This is a genomic window from Dyella telluris, assembly GCF_014297575.1.
GTDB classification, from domain to species: Bacteria; Pseudomonadota; Gammaproteobacteria; order Xanthomonadales; family Rhodanobacteraceae; genus Dyella; species Dyella telluris.
In genome coordinates this window covers 3,175,047-3,194,299 of record NZ_CP060412.1, presented here as the reverse complement: position 1 = coordinate 3,194,299, position 19,253 = coordinate 3,175,047, and the positions used below count along the sequence as shown (strand labels likewise).

General features: G+C 65.9%; 17 protein-coding genes. 9 read left to right on the top strand and 8 right to left on the bottom strand.

Annotation, left to right across the window (positions count from 1 at the left end; translation table 11 throughout):
- The first annotated feature begins 99 nt into the window (after window positions 1-99).
- Entirely contained in the window at window positions 100-681 is a 582-nt protein-coding gene (locus tag H8F01_RS14010; protein WP_187055707.1) for a DUF4136 domain-containing protein, read from the top strand.
- 28 nt (window positions 682-709) lie between these two features.
- Here the strand turns inward: H8F01_RS14010 and H8F01_RS14005 are convergent, their stop codons facing one another.
- From H8F01_RS14005 to H8F01_RS13990, 4 genes are all read right to left on the bottom strand, one after another.
- Complete coding sequence (locus tag H8F01_RS14005) at window positions 710-3,172, bottom strand: hypothetical protein (protein WP_238480990.1); 2,463 nt, start codon at window positions 3,170-3,172, stop codon at window positions 710-712.
- 282 nt (window positions 3,173-3,454) lie between these two features.
- The gene (locus H8F01_RS14000; protein WP_187055705.1) at window positions 3,455-3,889 is read right to left on the bottom strand and encodes a hypothetical protein; all 435 of its coding nucleotides are present in this window, start codon (window positions 3,887-3,889) and stop codon (window positions 3,455-3,457) included.
- A gap of 120 nt (window positions 3,890-4,009) precedes the next feature.
- Window positions 4,010-5,899, bottom strand: coding sequence for a hypothetical protein (locus H8F01_RS13995; RefSeq protein WP_238480989.1), 1,890 nt, complete (start codon window positions 5,897-5,899; stop codon window positions 4,010-4,012).
- An 84-nt stretch (window positions 5,900-5,983) separates the two neighbouring features.
- Complete coding sequence (locus tag H8F01_RS13990) at window positions 5,984-6,904, bottom strand: hypothetical protein (RefSeq protein WP_238480988.1); 921 nt, start codon at window positions 6,902-6,904, stop codon at window positions 5,984-5,986.
- Between the two features lie 398 nt (window positions 6,905-7,302).
- Here H8F01_RS13990 and fusA point away from each other — a divergent pair, with 398 nt between their 5' ends.
- Window positions 7,303-9,342 (top strand): elongation factor G, encoded by a 2,040-nt coding sequence (fusA, locus tag H8F01_RS13985; protein WP_187055703.1) that lies wholly within the window; start codon window positions 7,303-7,305, stop codon window positions 9,340-9,342.
- Between the two features lie 127 nt (window positions 9,343-9,469).
- Complete coding sequence (locus tag H8F01_RS13980) at window positions 9,470-9,973, top strand: GreA/GreB family elongation factor (protein WP_187055702.1); 504 nt, start codon at window positions 9,470-9,472, stop codon at window positions 9,971-9,973.
- Window positions 9,974-10,171: 198 nt separating this feature from the next.
- Here H8F01_RS13980 and H8F01_RS13975 read toward each other — a convergent pair whose 3' ends face one another.
- Window positions 10,172-10,639 carry an SET domain-containing protein gene (locus H8F01_RS13975; protein WP_187055701.1) on the bottom strand — a complete coding sequence of 156 codons (468 nt, stop codon included), beginning with the start codon at window positions 10,637-10,639 and terminating at the stop codon, window positions 10,172-10,174.
- 190 nt (window positions 10,640-10,829) lie between these two features.
- Here H8F01_RS13975 and H8F01_RS13970 point away from each other — a divergent pair, with 190 nt between their 5' ends.
- The 4 genes from H8F01_RS13970 to H8F01_RS13955 all read left to right on the top strand — a co-directional run bounded on the left by H8F01_RS13970 (window position 10,830) and on the right by H8F01_RS13955 (window position 14,580).
- Entirely contained in the window at window positions 10,830-11,312 is a 483-nt protein-coding gene (locus H8F01_RS13970) for a lipoprotein (protein WP_187055700.1), read from the top strand.
- A 37-nt stretch (window positions 11,313-11,349) separates the two neighbouring features.
- Window positions 11,350-13,125, top strand: coding sequence for an acyl-CoA dehydrogenase C-terminal domain-containing protein (locus H8F01_RS13965; RefSeq protein WP_187055699.1), 1,776 nt, complete (start codon window positions 11,350-11,352; stop codon window positions 13,123-13,125).
- A 224-nt stretch (window positions 13,126-13,349) separates the two neighbouring features.
- Entirely contained in the window at window positions 13,350-13,823 is a 474-nt protein-coding gene (locus H8F01_RS13960; RefSeq protein WP_187055698.1) for a GNAT family N-acetyltransferase, read from the top strand.
- A 49-nt stretch (window positions 13,824-13,872) separates the two neighbouring features.
- Window positions 13,873-14,580: a DUF899 family protein gene (locus H8F01_RS13955; protein WP_187055697.1), complete on the top strand. Its 708-nt coding sequence runs from the start codon at window positions 13,873-13,875 to the stop codon at window positions 14,578-14,580.
- A gap of 10 nt (window positions 14,581-14,590) precedes the next feature.
- Here H8F01_RS13955 and H8F01_RS13950 read toward each other — a convergent pair whose 3' ends face one another.
- Window positions 14,591-14,992 (bottom strand): ester cyclase, encoded by a 402-nt coding sequence (locus H8F01_RS13950; protein ID WP_187055696.1) that lies wholly within the window; start codon window positions 14,990-14,992, stop codon window positions 14,591-14,593.
- 181 nt (window positions 14,993-15,173) lie between these two features.
- Window positions 15,174-15,938, bottom strand: coding sequence for a SapC family protein (locus H8F01_RS13945; protein ID WP_187055695.1), 765 nt, complete (start codon window positions 15,936-15,938; stop codon window positions 15,174-15,176).
- A 255-nt stretch (window positions 15,939-16,193) separates the two neighbouring features.
- Between H8F01_RS13945 and H8F01_RS13940 the strand changes: the two genes are divergently transcribed.
- Window positions 16,194-16,796 carry an HNH endonuclease gene (locus H8F01_RS13940; RefSeq protein WP_187055694.1) on the top strand — a complete coding sequence of 201 codons (603 nt, stop codon included), beginning with the start codon at window positions 16,194-16,196 and terminating at the stop codon, window positions 16,794-16,796.
- 5 nt (window positions 16,797-16,801) lie between these two features.
- Here the strand turns inward: H8F01_RS13940 and H8F01_RS13935 are convergent, their stop codons facing one another.
- Window positions 16,802-17,224, bottom strand: a complete 423-nt coding sequence (locus H8F01_RS13935) for a low affinity iron permease family protein (protein ID WP_187055693.1) — start codon at window positions 17,222-17,224, stop codon at window positions 16,802-16,804.
- A gap of 130 nt (window positions 17,225-17,354) precedes the next feature.
- On the opposite strand from H8F01_RS13935, the gene dxs reads away from it, so the two are divergent.
- Complete coding sequence (gene dxs / locus H8F01_RS13930; RefSeq protein ID WP_187055692.1) at window positions 17,355-19,244, top strand: 1-deoxy-D-xylulose-5-phosphate synthase; 1,890 nt, start codon at window positions 17,355-17,357, stop codon at window positions 19,242-19,244.
- Window positions 19,245-19,253: the final 9 nt, after the last annotated feature.

Genomic DNA, 19,253 nt, shown 5'->3' with positions numbered 1-19,253 from the left:
GGTGACGGCCGGCGGTTATCGCGAACTCTGCACGATCGCCACCGCACAATCGGGTTGCCGCCCACCCTTCGGGTGGGCCAACCCCAGGGAGCCATCGCCATGAAAGCGTTGCGTCTGTTCGCCCTCGCAGCCGGTCTCGTGCTGTGCGCGTGTTCCAACGTCAGTGTCACCAACCAATGGCGCGATCCGTCCTGGCCGGGACCGCCGGCGTCCAACGTCGTGGTAGTGGGTATTTCGCGCAGCGACACCATGCGCCATATCTTCGAAGACACGTTCTCGCAGCAGCTGCAGGCTGCAGGTGTGCAGGCGTCACCGAGCTATACGCAGATCCCTGCCGGCACCACCGGCGCGGTGCGACTGCGTGACCTGGTGAAATCCAGCGGCGCCCAGGCGGTACTGGTCACGCGCGTGCAGCGCGTCGAGCAGAAGGTCAGCGTCACGCCGAGCGGCCCCATGTACGGCGGCTTCTACGGCTGGTACGGCGGCGCATGGGCAGCCACGCCCGATGTGCAGCAGTACGACGTGATCACGCTGGAAACCAGCGTATGGGATGCGCGTTCAGAGAAGCTGGTGTGGACAGTCACCACGCAGGGCATCGGCCGCAACAACGTTCCCAAGGCCACCACGGAACTGGCGCAGACGCTGATTCCCAAGCTGAAGGCCGACGGCATCCTGCGCTGATCACAGGATGCCGCCAGTGGGTTCCGGCCTAGCGCCGGAACCCGCCGCCCCCACGGAAGCCACCACCGCCACCGAAGCGACCGCCGCCGAACGAGGGCCGGAAGCCACCCATGTTTCCGTGGAACCGGTTGTCGTAGTTGCTGCGATCGAACTGCGGCCGTTGCTCGGGACGGTCCGCACCGTTGAATGACGCACCGGAGGCACTACGGTCGCGGGCCATGCGGTCCTGCTCTGTTGCTTCGCTGTCCGGGCCGGACACGCGATTGAAGTTGCCGCTGGTGTCGGCCTTCTGCCATCCCTGCCCATCGGTGTACTGATAGACGTTGCCATCGTGGCCGGCATACACGTGGTCGTTCACTTGGACCACGCCTCCGTGGTTCACCTCACCGGTATCGCGGTTGTAGTTCACGTAGCCTGCGCCGCGTGCATCGCCACCCGCTCCCTGCGTATTGAATGCCCCGGCCGCACCGGCGCCTTCGTTGGTACGACCGGCCACGCCGCCAGCCTGCGTGACGCGTCCGGTGTTGGTGTTCACCACGGTGTGCTCGCCACCCGCCACGGCGTTGCCCGTGTACGGATTGACCGCCGCGCCACCATGACCGGCAACGGCGCGCCCGGTCTGCGGGTTGTAGCGGATGCCGCCCGCGTGGCCGGAGGTCACTCCGGTGTAGGCATTGGTGTTCCAGCCCGCGTAACCGCGGCCATGCCCACCCGTGGCGGTGTTGTAGTAAGCGCCGCGACCCGCCCTGCCGTAATTGCCTGTCCACGGGTTGGACCATGCCACGCCACGTCCTGCCACCACACTGTTGCCCCAGCGTCCGTAAACATTCGCCGCCGAGATGGCGCCACCCCAATAGCCCGGATAGTAGCCACCGTTCCAGTAACCCCAGGGGCCCCACCAGGGCCCGTACCATGCCGACGACCACGCGGCACCCCAGGCAAAACCGAACGCCCAGCCCGCCCATGGCGTCCAGCCGAAAGACACGTCGAAACCATAGGTTGCCGGGCAGCCGTACCACACGTCGCCCACCCAGGGACTGCAGGCATAGCCGGTGCCGTAGACCACCACGCCGTCGCTGCTCACCGTTCCGTAGTAACCCGGCGAGTAACCCACGTAGACCTGGTCATCGGAGTGACCGTAGACGTAGACGTAGGTGACGTAATGCAGCGATGAACTCGGCGGAATCGAATAGATCACCGCCGGCACTTCAACCGCCACGGACCAGGGCCCGTTGGCGTTGGCCGCGGTGAACCACACGCCGTTCTGCACGGCGTAGTAGGCATCGGGGCCGACGCGGATCACCGGCACCGGCGTGTTCCAGGCGTACGACAGCGAGGTGCCGTCGATCGGCTTGAACTGCGGCGGACCGTCATAGGTCAGGTGCAACTGGGTGGTTTGCGCGTTGACAGTCGCGGTCTGCGGGACGCTGTTGGCGATCAGCGATTCCCGTGCTTCCGGCGTTCCCGGAATGGAAGCGAGCACGGCACTCTTGGGGCTGTCGGACGGAATCCTGGCGAAGTCGGCCGGCAGATCCTTGCCCGGCACATAACGCCACGGGCCATTCGTGGAAGCGGCGGTGAACCAGCGCCCCGAAATCAGCACGTACCACATCGAATCCTGCGACTGATCGATGAAGACATCAGACGGCGTGTTGACCACGTAGGCCAGCTGCGAACCGGGAATGGCCTCGAATTGCGGGTCGCCGTTGATCACGATCAGCTCGGACGGCTGCGTGCGCACCACGATGCCCGGCAGCTGGCCCGAGGCAAGGATCTGCTTGAGCGTGTCGGACGGATTGTCGAGCGTGTCGACCTGCCCGGCCTTCTCCGCCGCCTCCGCCGCCTGCAGCACGGATGAGGGCGGTGACTTCAAGGCCGCCCAGGGACCGTCGAGGGACGGCGCCTTCACCCAGTGGCTGGCAAGCAGCATGTAGTACTGGCCGCCGTCCTGCAGCAGCAACGAGCGCGTGTTGACGATGCGTCCCACGCTTCCCTTGCCGGTGGGGCGCACCGCCGGCGTGCCATCGATCAACACCAGCAGCGCCGGCTTGAACGAGAAGATGATCTCTGGCGGATCGTTGCGCACCGCCACGCTTTTCACTTCGCTCTGGGCCTGATGGATCGCCAGTGAGGCTTCCATGGTGTCCAGGTCGGCCAGCTGCGTACCGCGGCCTGCGACCTTCTGCAGCAGCGACTGGTACCTCGCCTGGTCTGCCGTGGCCGTCGGAAACGACACGCGCTCGATGGTGATGTTGGACAGCGACACCTGGCGCAAGGCCTTTTCGGTGACGGTGCGGGCCGAGAACCAGGCCACGCCATAAGCCAGCACATCGTGCGACTTGCCGTCACTGCCGGTCTGCGTGCCGGTCTTCACGGCAACGGCGAGCCGACCCTTGAGCTGGTTGCCGCTCCAGCTTTCCAGTTGGGGATGATGGAGCACCAGGTGGGTGCCATCGACATCGAAGCTGTGAGGCCACGCACGGGAGTCCATGGTGCCTTGCGTCGATGCAGCTGCGGTAGGGACATCATGTTGCTGGGCGCGGCCGGGATCATTCATCACCAGGCCAAGAGCGAGCACCAGACAGGACCAGCCAACTACACGCATAGAAACCTCACGGAGAAAGAACATCTTTGGCGCCACAGGAGACGCCACCTGCTGCTGCCGCAGTGACGCGTGCGAGCATGCAGCGCGCCAGACCAGGCCGGTAGCGCAAATCTTCGAAGGGTGACTAGGTACATATACCTAGCCAGCACCCGCGCCTCGCATGGCGAACTAGTTGTCCTGGGTGATGGTGAGCTCGCCCAGTGTGACGCCCATCTCGAAGCCATGACCCACGCCGGCAATCGCCAGCGACACCACGCCCTTGGTCAGCACTTGTGCGTTGCCGGCCTTGATCGCCGTGTTGGCATTCACGTCGGCATACGTGCCCGGTATCTCGGAAATCGAATGCAGCGAGGTGAACTCGCCCGTGCCATCGTCGATGCGCGAACTGCCTACGGAAAGGCCACCGCCGTTGGCGTCCAGCTTCACCTTCATGGACTGACCGTTGTTGCAGGTAACGGTGCCTTTGCCGCTGACGTGCTTGTAGATCAGCGACCAGCTGCTCAACTCGAAATGCAGCTTGCAGTCCAGTTCATCGGCGGCATGCGCGGCGGGCATGGCCACGACGCAGGCGAGCCACAGGGAGGCAAGCAGAAGACGTTTCATGAGCGGCACCGAGGCAATCGAAGGTGCCTAGCTTGCAGGTGCGCGGACTCATCGCACCGATACCTCTTGCCGAGGCCCTGGCGCGATGATTTACCTGAGCTGGGCGCGTGTCCCGATCAGTCAGTGGAACTGGTCGCTCGCTGGAACCCACGTCGTACCGCTGCGCGCCGGCCCGGTGGGGACCGTGGTGACATCGGCGGAACAACCCGGCGGTAGCGGACCGCCGGCAACATGAGCCGCCGCACACTGGGCCGCGTTATCGAGCTTCACGGTCGCCATGACAGGTGATGCGCCTACAGGCCCAGACGTCGGCACCAGCGGGTTGGTTGGCGCAAGCTTCATCTTGTCGTAGACCACGTCGTCCACCGGCTTGGGCGGCGGATTGCCATCGCCGCAGCCGAACAAGGCCATCGGGAACAACGGCATCACCACGCATTCCACCCGCACGCCGCGTGGCAGATTGAAGGTGTGTCGCATCGTGGTCTTCTCCACTGCGTGACGTAGCGCGGTGTCGATGGAGCTTTCGCCTTCGGGCGTCCAGTCCTTTTCGAAGCGCGTTGCCTGGTAGCCGATGCTGGGCGTGCCGTGCGACATGATCTCGGTGTTGCCGTGCGGCCTGACCTGCACGTAGGTACCCACGGCGCCCTGCTGATCGCCCTGGGCGCTGCCGCCCGGGGTTGTGCCATTGCCCTTGCCGGGCGGCAGGGAAAGATTGAGTCCCTTGCCGCCGGTGGCTCCCGGCGACTGGGCCACGCCATTGGGCTGGCCGGGCGTGCCACTGCTGCTGCCCTGCGGCGTGGCATTGGGCGCGCTGCTCTGGCCTGCCTCACTCGAGGAGGCATTCGATTCGTTGCTGGCCGTATTGGCCTGGGCAGTGGACGCGTTCTGCGAGGACGCGTTGGCTGCCGACGCGCTGGCCGCACTCTTGGTCGGGTTGGCTTCGGCCGGCGTTTCGGACAGTTGCGGGCGTTCGATGGATGGCTTGTTGTCCAGCGCAATCGCCTTGGGCGCCACCACATCCAGGCGCGGGGCCTGCGGATGCTCCAGCGAAGGCTGGGGATTGGGCGGCAATGGCACGGCTTCCAGCTGCGGCTCTTCGGCCACACGGATGGCCGGCGACTCGATCTTCGGCTGCTCCTGCGGCACCACCGGCGCAACCGTGGTGGGCTGCGGTTGCAGGTTTACCGTCGGTGCGGCCTGTGCCGGCAACGGCACGGCCTGCAGCTCGGGCTCGGGTGGTGACGCGGGGGCTTCCGGCCGCGGTACGGGCGCAATGCTCGGGCGTGTCTGCGCCGGCACAGCCTGCTCCATGGCAATGGTCGGCGGCGTCACCACCGGTGCCGATTGCGGTGGCACCTCGGTAATCGCCATCGATGCCGGCGGCGGCATCGCCTGCGTGCCTTCCACCTGGGGCTTGCGCACCGGCTCGGGCTGGAATTTCGGCGGCACCGGCTTCTCCACGGCGGGCGCCTCGATGGCAACCTGCGGCGGCTCCGGTGCGGCCGGCACGGGCTCGGTCTGCTCGGCGGGCGCTGGCTTGGGCACGGTCACCGGTGGCAGCGGCGCGGCGGTGATCTCCGGCTTGGGTGCCTCCGACTTGGGTACGTCGGTCACCACGGGCGTCTGCAAGGCAGGCACCGGCACCGGCGAGAGCTCGCTGTTGGTGTGCGTGGACGAACTGCTCTGTCGCGCGGTGTGCGGCGCGTTGCTCGCATTGCCCTTGTGCACCGGACCCACCTGCTTGGGCGGCGTGCCACGCACCGGCGGCGGCGGCGGTGGTTCTTCCTTGGGCTTTTCGATCAGGCGCACGACCAGCGGCGGCGTCTCGTCGCTGGATTCTTCCAGTTCGTACGCAGGCCCAAGGATGGCGCCGAAGAGGAACACCAGATGGACAAGCAGCGCGCACGACAGCGCGATGATACGCAGCCAGCGATCACGCGGGCGTTCGGCGCGGCGTCGTCGATAGACGAACGCGCCCTCCGCCGCCGACTTGGGCGATGGAAGCGTCACTGTCAGCCGGTCTGCGGATTCCCTCTCCATGGCGGCAGTGTAGCGGGCGACGATGACTTTCTGAGAAGTCCCCCGCCTACATGCTCAATGGCCGTCCTGACCTGCCGGGTGCGCCGCGCGCTCTTGCATCTCCGCATCGACCGAACGCGTGGGCGTATCCACCGGACAGCCATGGGGCAAAGGCTTGTCCGCGCGGTAAAGGGCGATGCACTCATCCACGCTGATGGTCGCCGGTTCGGGCGAGCCCGGTGCCAGCTGATTGGCCGGCGCCATGTTCAGGCGCATGTCGCGATCCTTATAGGAAGGTGCCGGCGGGGGGTCACCGCCGCAGCCGCCCGCCAGCGCCGCAAACGAGATCGCGCAGTGGATGCGCACACCCGGTGCAACATGAAAGGTGTGCTTCACCGTGGTGTCGTCCTTGGCCTTCTTCAGCGCGTCCTGCACAACGTTGCCGCTGCTCTTTTCCCAATCCTTGTCGAACCGCGTGGCGTTGTACGGCACCGGCGTCGAGTGCTGCATGATCTTCGCGTCACCCTGTGGCGTCCGTTGCACATAGTCCGGCCCGGGCGCTGTCGGTGTCGTGCTGGCCGTGGCCGGCAGCACCGCCTGCCCCGCCGGGTCGTAAAGCTTTGGCGGTGCGGCAGACGGGGTCGACGTGGCGGGCGCCGGAGGTTCCGGCGGCAGGTTCACCGTCATCGCGTTCTTCGCCGGCGGCTCGTGCACCACGGGGCGGCTCGCCGGGCGCGGCGCCGCGGCTTCAGGTGGCGGTGGCGGCACCAGCTCCGGCGGAGCGGCCGGCCCCGCCGGGGTCGTGGCTGGCTGAATCAGGCGGACTTGCAAGGCACCCTGGCGGTCGTCGCGCTCCCGTTCCCTTGCCTTCTGCACCTGCATTTCATGCCAGGTAAACCAGCCGAACAAGACGTGCAACGCCAGCACGATGCCCAGGGCCAGCCAGCGACGCCCGGGTTGGGGCGGAGTGGTTCGCCAGCGCATCTGGTGCAGCATCGCGCGTATGGGTCCATCCAGAGGCGCCAGCCCGCGTGAGTCCGGGCCCGGAGGCGTCCAGCGATGGTGTTCGACCTGCTCGGTGTGCTCGATGGGGTTCTCGTTCCAGCTCGGGGAAAGCGTCGGCCCGGGCGCTTGCCGGTCTTCAGGGGGGACTTCTGCTGACAAGCGCGAGGCGCTGGGGTTCCCCTTACCCCGCACTGCAACTTGACCCCGGCGGCGGTTGGCGAAAACCTAAGCAGACGGCCACCCCGGCCGTACCCGCCATGACCGCCCCCGCGTCCTGCACGCCTGGACGACCATGACGGCCCGCCATCGTCAGCCGCCAGCGCGGCTTCGTGCGGCGCCGCAGGTCAACGTCGGCACGATCCCGCGCCTCGCTAGAGGAGGGTCGCATCGTGTCGTACACCACGGAAAACATCCGCAACATCGCGCTCGCCGGACATGCCGGCGCCGGCAAGACCACGTTGTTCGAAGCTTTGCTGCACGCCGGTGGCGTCATCCAGAACCAGGGTTCGGTCGAGCGCGGCACCACTCAATCGGATACCGATGAACAGGAAAAGGCGCGCGGCCATTCCATCGATACGGCCATCGCCAGCGTGCCGTTCGGCAGCAGCCACATCCATCTGATCGACACTGCGGGCTACGCGGATTTCCGGGGCCCGACCCTTTCCGCCTTTGCCGCGGTGGAAACGGCAGCCATCGTGGTGAACGCCGGCAACGGCATCGAATACGGCACGCGCCGCATCATGGAGCGCGCCTCCGAACGTCGGCTGGCACGCGTGCTGGTGGTCAACAAGATCGACACCGATGGCCTGCAGCTCGGCGCGCTGGTGGACGCACTACGCGAGGAGTTCGGTACCCAATGCCTGCCCGTGAATCTACCTGCGGACGGCGGCAAGCGCGTGCTCGACTGCTTCTTCCACAGCGAGGGCGCCACCGATTTCTCCTCGCTGGGCGAAGCGCATCAGCGCATCCTGGACCAGGTGGTGGAAATCAATGAAACCGTGATGGGCCATTACCTGGATTCGGGCGAAGAGGAACTGAACCCGCAGGAGCTGCACAACGCCTTTGAACAATGCCTGCGCGAAGGACACCTGGTGCCCATCTGCTTCGTCAGCGCCCGCACCGGCGTGGGCGTCAAGGAATTCCTGGAGCTGGCGGACCGGCTGTTGCCCAATCCGGCCGAGGGCAATCCACCGCCGTTCCTCAATGGCGATGACGAGGAAATCACCGTCAACGCCGACCCGGCGCAGCACGTGATCGCCGACGTGTTCAAGATCGTCAACGATCCCTTCGTCGGCAAGCTCGGCATTTTCCGCGTCTGGCAGGGCACCATCCGGCGCGACTCGCAGCTGTACATCGACGACAACAAGAAGCCGTTCAAGGTAGGTCATCTGTTCCGCCTGCGTGGCAAGACGCACGAGGAAATCGAACAGGCCGTTCCCGGCGACATTGCGGCGGTGGCCAAGGTGGAAGAGATCCACTTCGATGCCGTGCTGCACGACTCCCGCGACGAGGACCGCATCCATCTGGCGCCGGTGCGTTTTCCACAACCCATGTTCGGGCTGGCACTGGAGCCCCGGCACAAGGGACAGGAGCAGAAACTCTCGCAGGCCATCGGCCGACTGGCCGAGGAAGATCCCTGCTTCCGCGTGGAGCACCACAAGGAACTCAACGAAACCGTGGTGCGCGGCCTTTCCGACCTGCACCTGAAGATCATGCTCGAACGCATGCGGGATCGTTACAGCGTGGAGGTGAACACGCACCCGCCGCGCATCGCGTATCGCGAAACCATCGCGGGCCATGCGGAAGGCCATCATCGCCACAAGAAGCAGACCGGCGGCGCCGGACAGTTCGGCGAAGTGTTCCTGCGCGTCGAGCCGCTGGATCGCGGCGCGGGCTTCGAATTTGTCGATGCCGTCAAGGGCGGCGTCATCCCCGGCCAGTTCCTGCCCGCCATCGAGAAAGGTGTGCGGCAAGCCCTGGAAGCCGGCGCCATTGCCGGCTATCCGATCCAGGATGTGCGCGTCACGGTCTATGACGGCAAATACCATCCGGTGGATTCCAAGGAAGTCGCCTTCATCAGCGCAGGGAAAAAAGCCTTCCTCGACGCCGTGGGCAAGGCGCGACCGATCGTGCTGGAGCCCATCGTCGATGTGGAAGTGGCCATTCCCGAGGCCAACGTTGGCGACGTGACCGGCGGGCTGGCCGGCAAGCGCGCACGCATCATGGGCACTGACGCACTGCGTGGCGGCGAGATCGTCATCAAGGCACAGGCACCGCTGGCGGAACTCACGGATTACCCCACCGAACTGAAGGCGATGACGGGTGGCCGTGGCCGCTACAGCCTGGACCTGAGCCACTACGAGCCCGTGCCGCCGCCGGTGCAGAAGCAGCTGGCCGAAGCGTGGAAGCCCCACGTGGACGACGACTGAGCGACCCTCGCCTGAACGGGCGCGACCGGCGTCGCGCCCGTGCGCCTCACCACGCTTGAGGTGCAGCCCCACGCCGCCATGTAGATAACCGATGCGCGCCGGAAAACCGCGGCGCTGGAGGCATGCGATGAGCCGCTCCTTCGTGAAGGATGCGGACGAGTCCGTCGGCGAACGGCTGCCGGATATCCCGCTGAGCGAACACCCCAACTACGTCACGCCGCGCGGCCTTGCGCAGTTGCGCACGCGCCTGGTGGCATTGCGCGAACGACGCGATGCCTTGCGCCTGTCCACCGATACCCTGCCCCAGCAACGTGAACTGGCCGAGGTCGAGCGCGAGCTGCGCTGGCTCAACGCCCGCGTCGGCAGCGCCATCGAGGTGGACCTGGCGCAGCAGCCGCGTGACCGGGTGGCGTTCGGTGCTCGCGTCACTGTCGACAGCGACGAGGGCGAAGCGAGCTATCGCCTCGTCGGCGAAGACGAGGCGGACGTGGAGCACGGGCTGGTCAGCTATGTTTCGCCGCTGGCCATCGCTTTGCTCGGCGCGCGCGTGGGCGAGGAAGTGGTATGGCAACGGCCGGCGGGGGACCTGAGCATCGAGGTGATCCGGATCGAGTATCCCGACGACGCATGAAGCACACGACACGGACCGATGATCCCACTGCAGGAGCGCGCTTGTGCGCGACCTCCACCTGGCTGGCTACCGTCAAACCCGGCAGCCGCCGCCCCCGTGCAGCCAGATCGATGCCGTGAGGGCAGCCAAAGGCCGAGTCCCCCATCCCTGCGGTCGCGCACAAGTGCGCTCCTACAGAGATGAGGAGGAGGCGTTTTCTCAGCGCTTGGGCTTGAGCAGCGTACCCGTGCAGCTCTTGGAACCACACAGGCACTTCCAGAGCTTCTTCAGGCGTGCGGTATGCGGCATGTCCAGCACGATGCCGTAGTCGTAGGTCAGCTCTTCGCCCGGCTTGATGTTGCGGATCGCCTCGATCAGCACGCGGTCCTTGCGCGGGTTGCCATCGGCGTTCTCTTCGATCACCGCCTGGCAGTTCGGCTCACAGCTGTGATTGATCCAGCGCGCCGTGTTGCCCTTGCGGTTGGCGTCGATCAGGAACTCGTCGTTGAGCGTGAACAGGAACGTATGACCCGTTTCGCCACCGTCGCCGTACAGCACGTCGGCCTCGGCATGGGTCATGAGCGTGCCCTTGTACTCGATGACTTCCTCACCCTTCTTGATCGGGGTAACGGCGAACACGCCATTGCCGTGAATGGGAGAACGGCGGGCAACGATACGTCGGGTCATGGGCAACTGGCTGTAAGGAATGAGTCCGCGATGATGCCTGCTGCGTTGCGCAATGGGAACCTCTCGGCCAACCGCGAATCTGTCACGCAGGCGTGATCGCATACACGCTGAGATAGCCCAGGGAGGGACCCCCATGGACAGCAGCCACGGGGCTCCTGCTAAGATTCAAACAATCGTTTGAGGTGCATCCATGAAACGACTGCTCCGCGGTATCGCGCTCCTTGTACTGGTGGCTGGCCTGGTGGCCTGTGGGCCGCCGAAGAAGAGCGTGTTCCCGCCCACCGTGAGCGTGCAGGAGATGACCACCCGCCCGGATGGGCAGTGGCGCCTGACGATGCGCATCCAGAACAACAGCTACGGCTCCATGGATTTCCGCTCGCTCGATGGCGAACTGAAGGTTGGCGACAGCGTGCCGGTGCGCCTGCACACCCGCTTCGACCTGGACATTCCCGCCTTTGCCGCGGACGTGACCCAGATCGACGTGCTCCCCACGCCGGAGATGACGGCGGCCCTCAAGGCCGCCGCGGTGAAGGGCAGTGCCGGCAGCGTCCCCTACAGCGTCGCCGGCAACACCAACGCCAAGCCGGAGCAGGAAAAGGAAGCCCGCGATTTCAACTTCCACGGCAACGACTGGCTGTCGCCAGTGCCGGGGATTCCCAATACCTGGCGCTGACCAGCAGCGCTTGCCTGACCCACGAAGGAAATTCGCCATGACGATCTACAAGGCCCCCCTCGACGACCAGCGTTTCGCCCTTTTCGACGTGCTCGGTGCGGAAGCCGTGCTCACCCAGCTGCAGGGTGGCGATGGCCACACGCGCGACCTGCTGGACGCCGTGCTCGAGGAAGCCGGTCGCCTGAGCGAAGCCGTGCTGGCCCCGTTTAACGCCAGCGGCGACGAGGAAGGCTGCCACTTCGACAAGGCCACCCAGACGGTGACCACGCCCAAGGGTTTCAAGGAGGCCTTCAAGGCGTTCGCCGAGGGCGGCTGGACCGGCCTGACCCAGCCGGAGCACTTCGGCGGCCAGGCACTGCCGAACGTGATGGGCACGGCCACCACCGAGATCTTCCAGTCCGGCAACCTGTCGTGGAGCCTGTACCCGCTGCTGTCCGAAGGCGCATGCCATGCGATGGAACTGCACGGCACCGAGGAGCAGCAGAACACCTACCTCAAGCCCATCGTGGAAGGCCGCTGGACCGGCACCATGTGCCTGACCGAGCCGCAGGCCGGTTCGGACCTGGGCCTGCTGAAGACCCGCGCCGAACCCGGCGAGAACGGCAGCTACAAGATCACCGGCACCAAGATCTTCATCAGCGCCGGCGAGCATGACCTGGCCGAGAACATCATCCACCTCGTGCTGGCCCGCCTGCCCGACGCACCGGCCGGCAGCCGCGGCATCTCGATGTTCATCGTGCCGAAGTTCAAGGTGAATGCCGATGGTTCGCTGGGCGAGCGCAATGCCGCTGCCGCCGGCGCCATCGAGCACAAGATGGGCCTGCGTGGCTCGGCCACCTGCGTGATGAACTTCGACGCCGCGGAGGGCTACCTGATCGGCGCGCCGAACAAGGGCCTGGCCGCCATGTTCACCATGATGAATGCCGCACGCCTGGGCGTGGGCGTGCAGGGCCTGGCGCTTGCCGAGCGCGCGCTGCAGAACAGCCTGAACTACGCGCGCGAGCGCCTGCAGGGTCGTTCGCTGAGTGGCCCGAAGTTCCCGGAGAAGGTGGCCGACAACCTGCTGGTGCAGCCGGACGTGCGCCGCATGCTGCTCACCCAGCGCGCCTTCGTGGAAGCCTGCCGCACGCTGCTGCTGTACACCTCGCTGCAGACCGACGTGGAAGCACGCGGCGCCGATGAAGCCACCCGCAAGCAGGCCAGCGACCTGGTGGCGTTCCTGATCCCGATCGCCAAGGGCGTGGTCACTGAACTGGCGCAGGAATGCACCAAGGAAGCGCTGCAGGTGTACGGCGGCCACGGCTACATCGCCGAGAACGGCGTGGAGCAGTTCGTGCGCGACGCCCGCATCATCACGCTGTACGAAGGCACCACCGGCATCCAGGCCGCCGACCTGCTGGGTCGCAAGATCCTCCAGCTGCAGGGCGCCGGCTTCAAGGTGTTCCTGAAGGAGATCCAGGCGTTCTGCCAGCAGCACGCGCAGGATGCCTCGCTGGCCAGCCTGATCGGCCCGCTCGCCAAGTACACCAAGGAATGGGCCGACCTCACCCTCGCCCTTGCCCAGCGCGTGCAGGGCAACCCGGAAGAACTGGGCGCCGCCGCCATGGACTACCTGTACTACTCCGGCTACGTCACGCTGGCCTACATGTGGGCACGCAGCGTGGCCGCGCTGGCCAACGGCACCCAGCAGGAAGCCTTCAAGCAGGCCAAGCGCGACTCGGCGGCGTTCTACTTCGCCCGCCTGCTGCCGCGTTGCCTGACCCACAAGGCCGCCATCGAGGCGGGCGTGGACACCCTCCCCGCCATCGCCTGATGTGATGCACCCAAGGGCCCCTCCTCACGGAGGGGCCTTTTTTTGCGCCTGCATTTCCTGGTGGGAGCGCACCCTGTGCGCGACGGGGTTGGGGGATCCTGACCGCCCGTCGCGCACAGCGTGCGCTCCCACACGGAATGCCCGCCCCGGCCTCCGGGACTACCGCGGCCACCCGGCTGGGTGTAGAAACGGCGAACCTTCCTCGCGAATCCGGTTGTTCCCGCATGAGCGACGCCACGTATCTGATCCGTCTGGCCGAAGACGACGACGATTTCATTCTCGGCCTGGTGCCCCGTTTCGTGGATTTCACCCTGCCACCGTGGCGACGACGCCATGAGTGCATCGAGGGCATTCGCAACGACCTGCGCCGCCATCTCGACGAACAGCCGGCGAACAGCTTCCTGTTCGTGGCCGAGGATGACGATGGCGAACCGGTCGGCTTCGTGCATCTGCAGAAGACGCTGGATTACTTCACGGGGCGCAACAATTGCCATATCTCGGACCTCGCCGTGGCGCAGGCGCATGAACGCCGTGGCGTGGGGCGTGCGTTGCTCGATCACGCGGAGAGCTGGGCGCGCGAACATCGTTGCCAGCTGGTGACGCTGGCCGTATTTCCCGGCAACGAACGTGCGCGGGCCATCTACGAGAACGCGGGTTTCGCCGCGGACCTGTTGCGGCTGGCCAAGCCCGTGCGCTGAGCCGATGCCGGCCGCGACACGCGCGGCCACCGCATGACCGGAGACTGTCATGAGCCATCCACTGCACGGTGTTCGATTCCCCGGTGAAAGCCCGGCCTACCGCATCGCGCGCGATCGCCTGCTGCAGGCGGAGATGGATTTGCGACGGCAGACCGAAGCCACCGCCGCGCTACGCCGTGCATTGCCTCTGGGCGGCGCGATTCCCGTCGATTACCAGTTCGACGACGAAGGCGACACACCGCTCGATACCGACATCGAGCGGCAGACACGCATGTCCGACCTGTTCGTCGAAGGCAACGACACGCTGGTCGTCTACAGCTTCATGTTCGGTCCCGCGATGGCGGCACCCTGCCCGTCGTGCACGTCGATCCTCGATGCGCTGGATGGCGAGATGCCGCATCTGCGCCAGCGCGTGAACGTGGCCGTGGTCGCCCGCTCACCCATCCAGCGCATCCGTCATTTCGCGCGCGAACGTGGCTGGCGCCACCTGCATCTGCTGTCATCCGCACACAACACCTACAACGCGGATTATCACGGCGAGACCGCCGACGGTCGCCAGATGCCCGCACTCAACGTATTCCTGCGCCAGGGCGGAACGATCCACCACACCTGGGGCAGCGAGCTGATGTTCGTACCACCGGAGCCGGGCCAGGATCCGCGACACGTCGACCCGATCTGGCCGCTGTGGAATGTGCTGGACTACCTGCCGGAAGGCCGCGGCTCGGACTGGCGCCCGCGCCTCGCGTACGAGCCCTGAGCACGCGACGTCAGGAGGGCGGCAGCTCCATCTGGCGGAACATCGCGGTGGTGTCGTGCACACCCCATCGCCGCTCGATGTGGCCTTCCTTCACCACGAACCATTCCATCGCCAACACTTCATAGTGCCTGCCGGTGACCGGTCCACCGTGGAACGATTGCACCGAACGGCCGCGCTCGGTGTAGCGCACCGCCACGGTGTCGCCTTCGGCTGCCACGCCATCCACTTCCAGGCTCACCTGGAAACAGCGCATCAGCTGTTCCCACTGCGGCCGGGCACGCTCCAGGCCGCCCCAGCCGAGTGGGCCATGGATCAACGCATCGGCCGCGAACAGATCGCACACGCCATCGAGATCGGCGCGATTGAACGCATCGACGTAGGACATCACCACGCGTTTGTTCTGCTCGGACATGCTTGCCCCGGTATGGGGGATCGCACCTACCGCGGTGCGCACCCGGTGCCCGGGCCAAGGATATCGCGCGTCCATGCGTGGACGGCGTGAGGACGGCCGCAGGAAACAGCCCGGAAGCGACGCACCGCCGTGCAACGGCGGGCAGTGTCACGGCACCCGCAGGTGCCGTGACACGGGATCATCAGTTCTTCAGCGCAGTAGCCGCTTCTTCAGAAGCTTCGCGCTGGCTGAGGCGCTGCGACACGCGGTCGATGTTGCTCAGCGACAGCAGGTGCGCGTAGATCCAGCCGAGCACGCCTTCGCGCAGGAATTCGTGCGTGGTCTTCTCGTCGAGCTGGCGCAGGCGCTCTTCGCTGACCACGAACAGGCCGTTGAGATTGATGGCCTTGCCATCCTTCTCCAGACGGATGTTGCGCGGCTCGAGCAGGTTGTGCTTCTTCAGCTGTTCCATGAACCACTGCGTGCGCGACACATGCTGCTGGTATTCGCCGAGGAAACGCACGGCGTTGTTCAGCACTTCGGTCTCGCTGCCGTCGTCCTTGAACAGCGACTCGCCTTCGGCGGTGTTGAAGCCTTCGTAGGCTTCATCGAGGAACACGGTGAAATCGTCGCCCTCGGCACCGGCCGGCTTCTCGGCCAGCACGAACGGATAGCGACGGACGAAGGCCGGGATGTAGCTGTTGGCTTCCCACTGGCCATCGGCGTCGATGTACAGGTTCTCGTTCTCGCGCAGGCCGAGCAGCGCCATGGGGCCTGCTGCTTCGACGGTCACGCCGCCGAACAGGATCGGCAGGTCGCGCGCAGCGGCCGGAAATTCCACGCCGGTGAGCGGCACCGAGTGCACCGCGCTCGCGAACTTCAGGTTCGGGATCGGCTTGATGCGCAGATCCTTGTGAGCGGTGCGATTGAGCGGAACAGGACGCTCGTAGAAAAGAACTTCAGCCACGTTGACTACCTCTCCCCAGCCGCGCCGGGGTCGCCACCCAGGCTCCCCCTCCCAAACCCGGCCTCGGGTCTACAGATGAACGGACACTATATCAGCGCTTCCGCCGGCGCGAGAACACCCAGAAGTCCCGGGCTATCCCCAGCCCTGACAACCATTTGCGTGTGTTCTGTCATGGATTTGGTCTATCCTCGGCCCAAGCTACACGCCTTTTGCTGCACCGAACGTTCATTCCCCTGGGTTGAAGGACGGTTTTGCATGCTGATGGAAGTACCTGGCCGCGTCGTCGACCTCCACTCGACCCGCGTGCTGTCGCTGGATGCCGCCGGCCGAATTCTTGACTGGATCAGCTGGCAGGAAGCGGTTTGCCTCTACGTCCGCGATGCGGTGGCCTGGACCCTGGGCGATCCCTGCATCACCGTCCACGGCGGGCACAACCGTCTCAGCGGCTTGCAGAGCACGCTGTCCCTGCACCCCATCATCGCCAGCACCGGCCACTGCCGGGACCACGCGGTCGATCCTTCGCCAGCACTCACCAACAGCGCCCTGTTCGCCCGCGACCGTTACCTGTGCATGTACTGCGGCGAGCGCTTCAGCCGCTGCGAGCTGACCCGCGACCACGTACTGCCGATCTCCAAGCACGGCAAGGACACCTGGGAAAACGTGGTCAGCGCCTGCCTGCACTGCAATCTCCGCAAGAGCAACCGCACGCCCCAGCAGGCCAATATGCCGCTGCTGGCGGTGCCCTACCGGCCCAGCTGGGTGGAGCATCTGATCCTGTCCAACCGCAACATCCTGGTCGACCAGATGGAATTCCTGGTCAACCACCTGCCCCGCGACCGCCGAGAACACATGGCCTGAGCGGCTCAGGGCGTCTCCGGCTCATCGCCGAAGGGGTCATTCCCGTCCTCGATCCGCTCCAGGTCGCCGCGCGCGGCCTCCGCCAGCTGGCAATAGCGCCCGCGCAGGCGCTCGAGGATGGCGTCGTCCAGCTCCTCCAGGTCCAGCAGGGCATTGTGGGCGCGAGAACTGCGGATCAACTCGTCCAGCTTGATGTGCACGGCCGCCGAGTCGCGGTTCTGCGTGTTCTGGATCAGGAAGACCATCAGGAACGTGATGATGGTGGTGCCGGTATTGATCACCAGTTGCCAGGTATCACCGAAGTGGAAGATCGGCCCGGTGATGGCCCAGCCCACCACCACCAGCATGGCCAGGATGAAGGCCGCGGGGCGGCCCGAATAACGGGCGACACGTTCGGCGAAGCGCTGGAAAGCCTTGCGGGTGCTCATGGGGCGGCCCTACCTGAATGAACTCAGGTGAGCCTCGCCTCCCCGATGTCTGCGCCACGTAGACGCCCGGCCCGCAAGAATTCAGCGACTTGCCCTTGCCCCGCCCCCTCGCTGGGCCAACAATATGCCGATGAATGACCTGTCCCGTTACCCCCATCTGGCCCCCATCGAGACGCCGGCCGACCTGCGCAAGGTGTCCGATGACGACCTGCCCGCCGTCGCCGATGAGCTGCGCCAGTACCTGATCGAAGCCGTCGCCAGCTCTGGCGGCCATTTCGGCGCCGGCCTGGGGGTGGTGGAACTGACGGTTGCCCTGCACCACGTGTTCGACACGCCCCATGACCGCCTGGTGTGGGACGTCGGCCACCAGTGCTATCCGCACAAGATTCTCACCGGCCGCCGCGACCGCATCACCACGATCAAGAAGAAGGACGGCCTTGCCCCCTTCCCGCGTCGCGAGGAAAGCGAGTACGACACGTTCGGCGTGGGCCACTCGTCCACGTCGATCTCGGCCGCCCTGGGCATGGCCATTGCCGCCCAGCGCAAGGGTGACAACCGCAAGGTGGTCGCCGTGATCGGCGATGGCGCGATGACCGCGGGCATGGCGTTCGAAGCGCTCAACCACGGCGGTGACGTGGAACCCAACATGCTCGTCGTGTTCAACGACAACGGCATGTCGATCAGCGAGAACGTCGGCGCACTGACCAAGATGGCTGCGCGCGCCATGTCCAGCCGGCGCCTCAACGCGCTGCGCGAGCGCGCCAAGCGCGCCATTCCCAAGCAGTCGATCTACGGCCGCTTCTTCAAGCGCTGGGAAGAACACGCCAAGGGCATGATCGTGCCCAGCACGCTGTTCGAGGAGCTGGGCTTCCACTACACCGGCCCCATCGACGGCCACAACATTCCGCAGCTGCTGGCCGCGCTGCGCACGGTGAAGAACCTGCCGGGCCCGCAGCTGCTGCACGTGATCACCACCAAGGGCAAGGGCTATGCGCCCGCCGAGCAGGCGCAGATCGAATACCACGCGGTGGGTCCGTTCGATCCGCAGGCTGGCCTGATCAAGAAGTCCGGCCCGTCCAAGCCCACCTACACCGACATCTTCAGCGACTGGCTGTGCGACATGGCCGCCGCCGACGAACGCCTGCTCGGCATCACGCCCGCCATGCGCGAAGGCTCGGGCCTGGTGCGCTTCTCCAAGGAATACCCGCAGCGCTACTTCGACGTAGCCATTGCCGAACAGCACGCCGTGACGCTGGCCGCCGGCATGGCCTGCGAAGGCGCCAAGCCGGTGGTGGCGATCTACTCCACCTTCCTGCAGCGCGCGTTCGACCAGGCCATCCACGACGTGTCGATCCAGAACCTGGATGTAACCTTCGCCATTGACCGCGCCGGCGTGGTCGGTCCGGACGGTGCCACCCATTCGGGCAGCTTCGACCTGACCTACCTGCGCTGCCTGCCGAACCTGGTGATCATGGCGCCGTCCGACGAAAACGAATGCCGCATGATGCTGACCACCGGCTTCGCGCATCACGGCCCGGCCGCCATCCGTTATCCGCGTGGTACGGGCCCCGGCGTACCGCTGCAGCAGGAGCTGGAAACCCTGCCCATCGGCAAGGCCGAACTGCGTCGCCGCGGCCATGGCCTCGCCCTGCTGAGCTTTGGCGCCATGCTGGCTCCCGCGGCGGAAATTGCCGCGGAAATGGACACCACCCTGGTGAACATGCGTTTCGTGAAGCCGCTGGATGAGGCGATGATCCTCGAACTGGCGCGCACGCACGATGCCTTCGTGACGCTGGAAGACAACGCCGTGGCCGGCGGCGCCGGCAGCGGCGTGGCCGAATGCCTGGCGGCGCACGGCATCGTCAAGCCGATCCTGCACCTGGGCTTGCCCGACGTGTATCTCGAGCACGGCAGCCGCGAGGAAGTGCTCACCATGGCCGGCCTGGACCTGCCGAGCATCCGCCATGCGATCCGCGCACGTTTTCCGCAAGTGGGAACGCGCAGTCAGGTGACGGCGTGATCAGTTGAA

Bases quoted from the DNA above. Each gene is read 5' to 3' on its own strand.
- H8F01_RS14010 (WP_187055707.1), top strand. From the start codon at position 100: ATGAAAGCGTTGCGTCTGTTCGCCCTCGCAGCCGGTCTCGTGCTGTGC.
- H8F01_RS14005 (WP_238480990.1), bottom strand. From the start codon at position 3,172: ATGGACTCCCGTGCGTGGCCTCACAGCTTCGATGTCGATGGCACCCAC.
- H8F01_RS14000 (WP_187055705.1), bottom strand. From the start codon at position 3,889: ATGAAACGTCTTCTGCTTGCCTCCCTGTGGCTCGCCTGCGTCGTGGCC.
- H8F01_RS13990 (WP_238480988.1), bottom strand. From the start codon at position 6,904: ATGCTGCACCAGATGCGCTGGCGAACCACTCCGCCCCAACCCGGGCGT.
- H8F01_RS13980 (WP_187055702.1), top strand. From the start codon at position 9,470: ATGAGCCGCTCCTTCGTGAAGGATGCGGACGAGTCCGTCGGCGAACGG.
- H8F01_RS13975 (WP_187055701.1), bottom strand. From the start codon at position 10,639: ATGACCCGACGTATCGTTGCCCGCCGTTCTCCCATTCACGGCAATGGC.
- H8F01_RS13970 (WP_187055700.1), top strand. From the start codon at position 10,830: ATGAAACGACTGCTCCGCGGTATCGCGCTCCTTGTACTGGTGGCTGGC.
- H8F01_RS13965 (WP_187055699.1), top strand. From the start codon at position 11,350: ATGACGATCTACAAGGCCCCCCTCGACGACCAGCGTTTCGCCCTTTTC.
- H8F01_RS13960 (WP_187055698.1), top strand. From the start codon at position 13,350: ATGAGCGACGCCACGTATCTGATCCGTCTGGCCGAAGACGACGACGAT.
- H8F01_RS13955 (WP_187055697.1), top strand. From the start codon at position 13,873: ATGAGCCATCCACTGCACGGTGTTCGATTCCCCGGTGAAAGCCCGGCC.
- H8F01_RS13950 (WP_187055696.1), bottom strand. From the start codon at position 14,992: ATGTCCGAGCAGAACAAACGCGTGGTGATGTCCTACGTCGATGCGTTC.
- H8F01_RS13940 (WP_187055694.1), top strand. From the start codon at position 16,194: ATGCTGATGGAAGTACCTGGCCGCGTCGTCGACCTCCACTCGACCCGC.
- H8F01_RS13935 (WP_187055693.1), bottom strand. From the start codon at position 17,224: ATGAGCACCCGCAAGGCTTTCCAGCGCTTCGCCGAACGTGTCGCCCGT.
- dxs (WP_187055692.1), top strand. From the start codon at position 17,355: ATGAATGACCTGTCCCGTTACCCCCATCTGGCCCCCATCGAGACGCCG.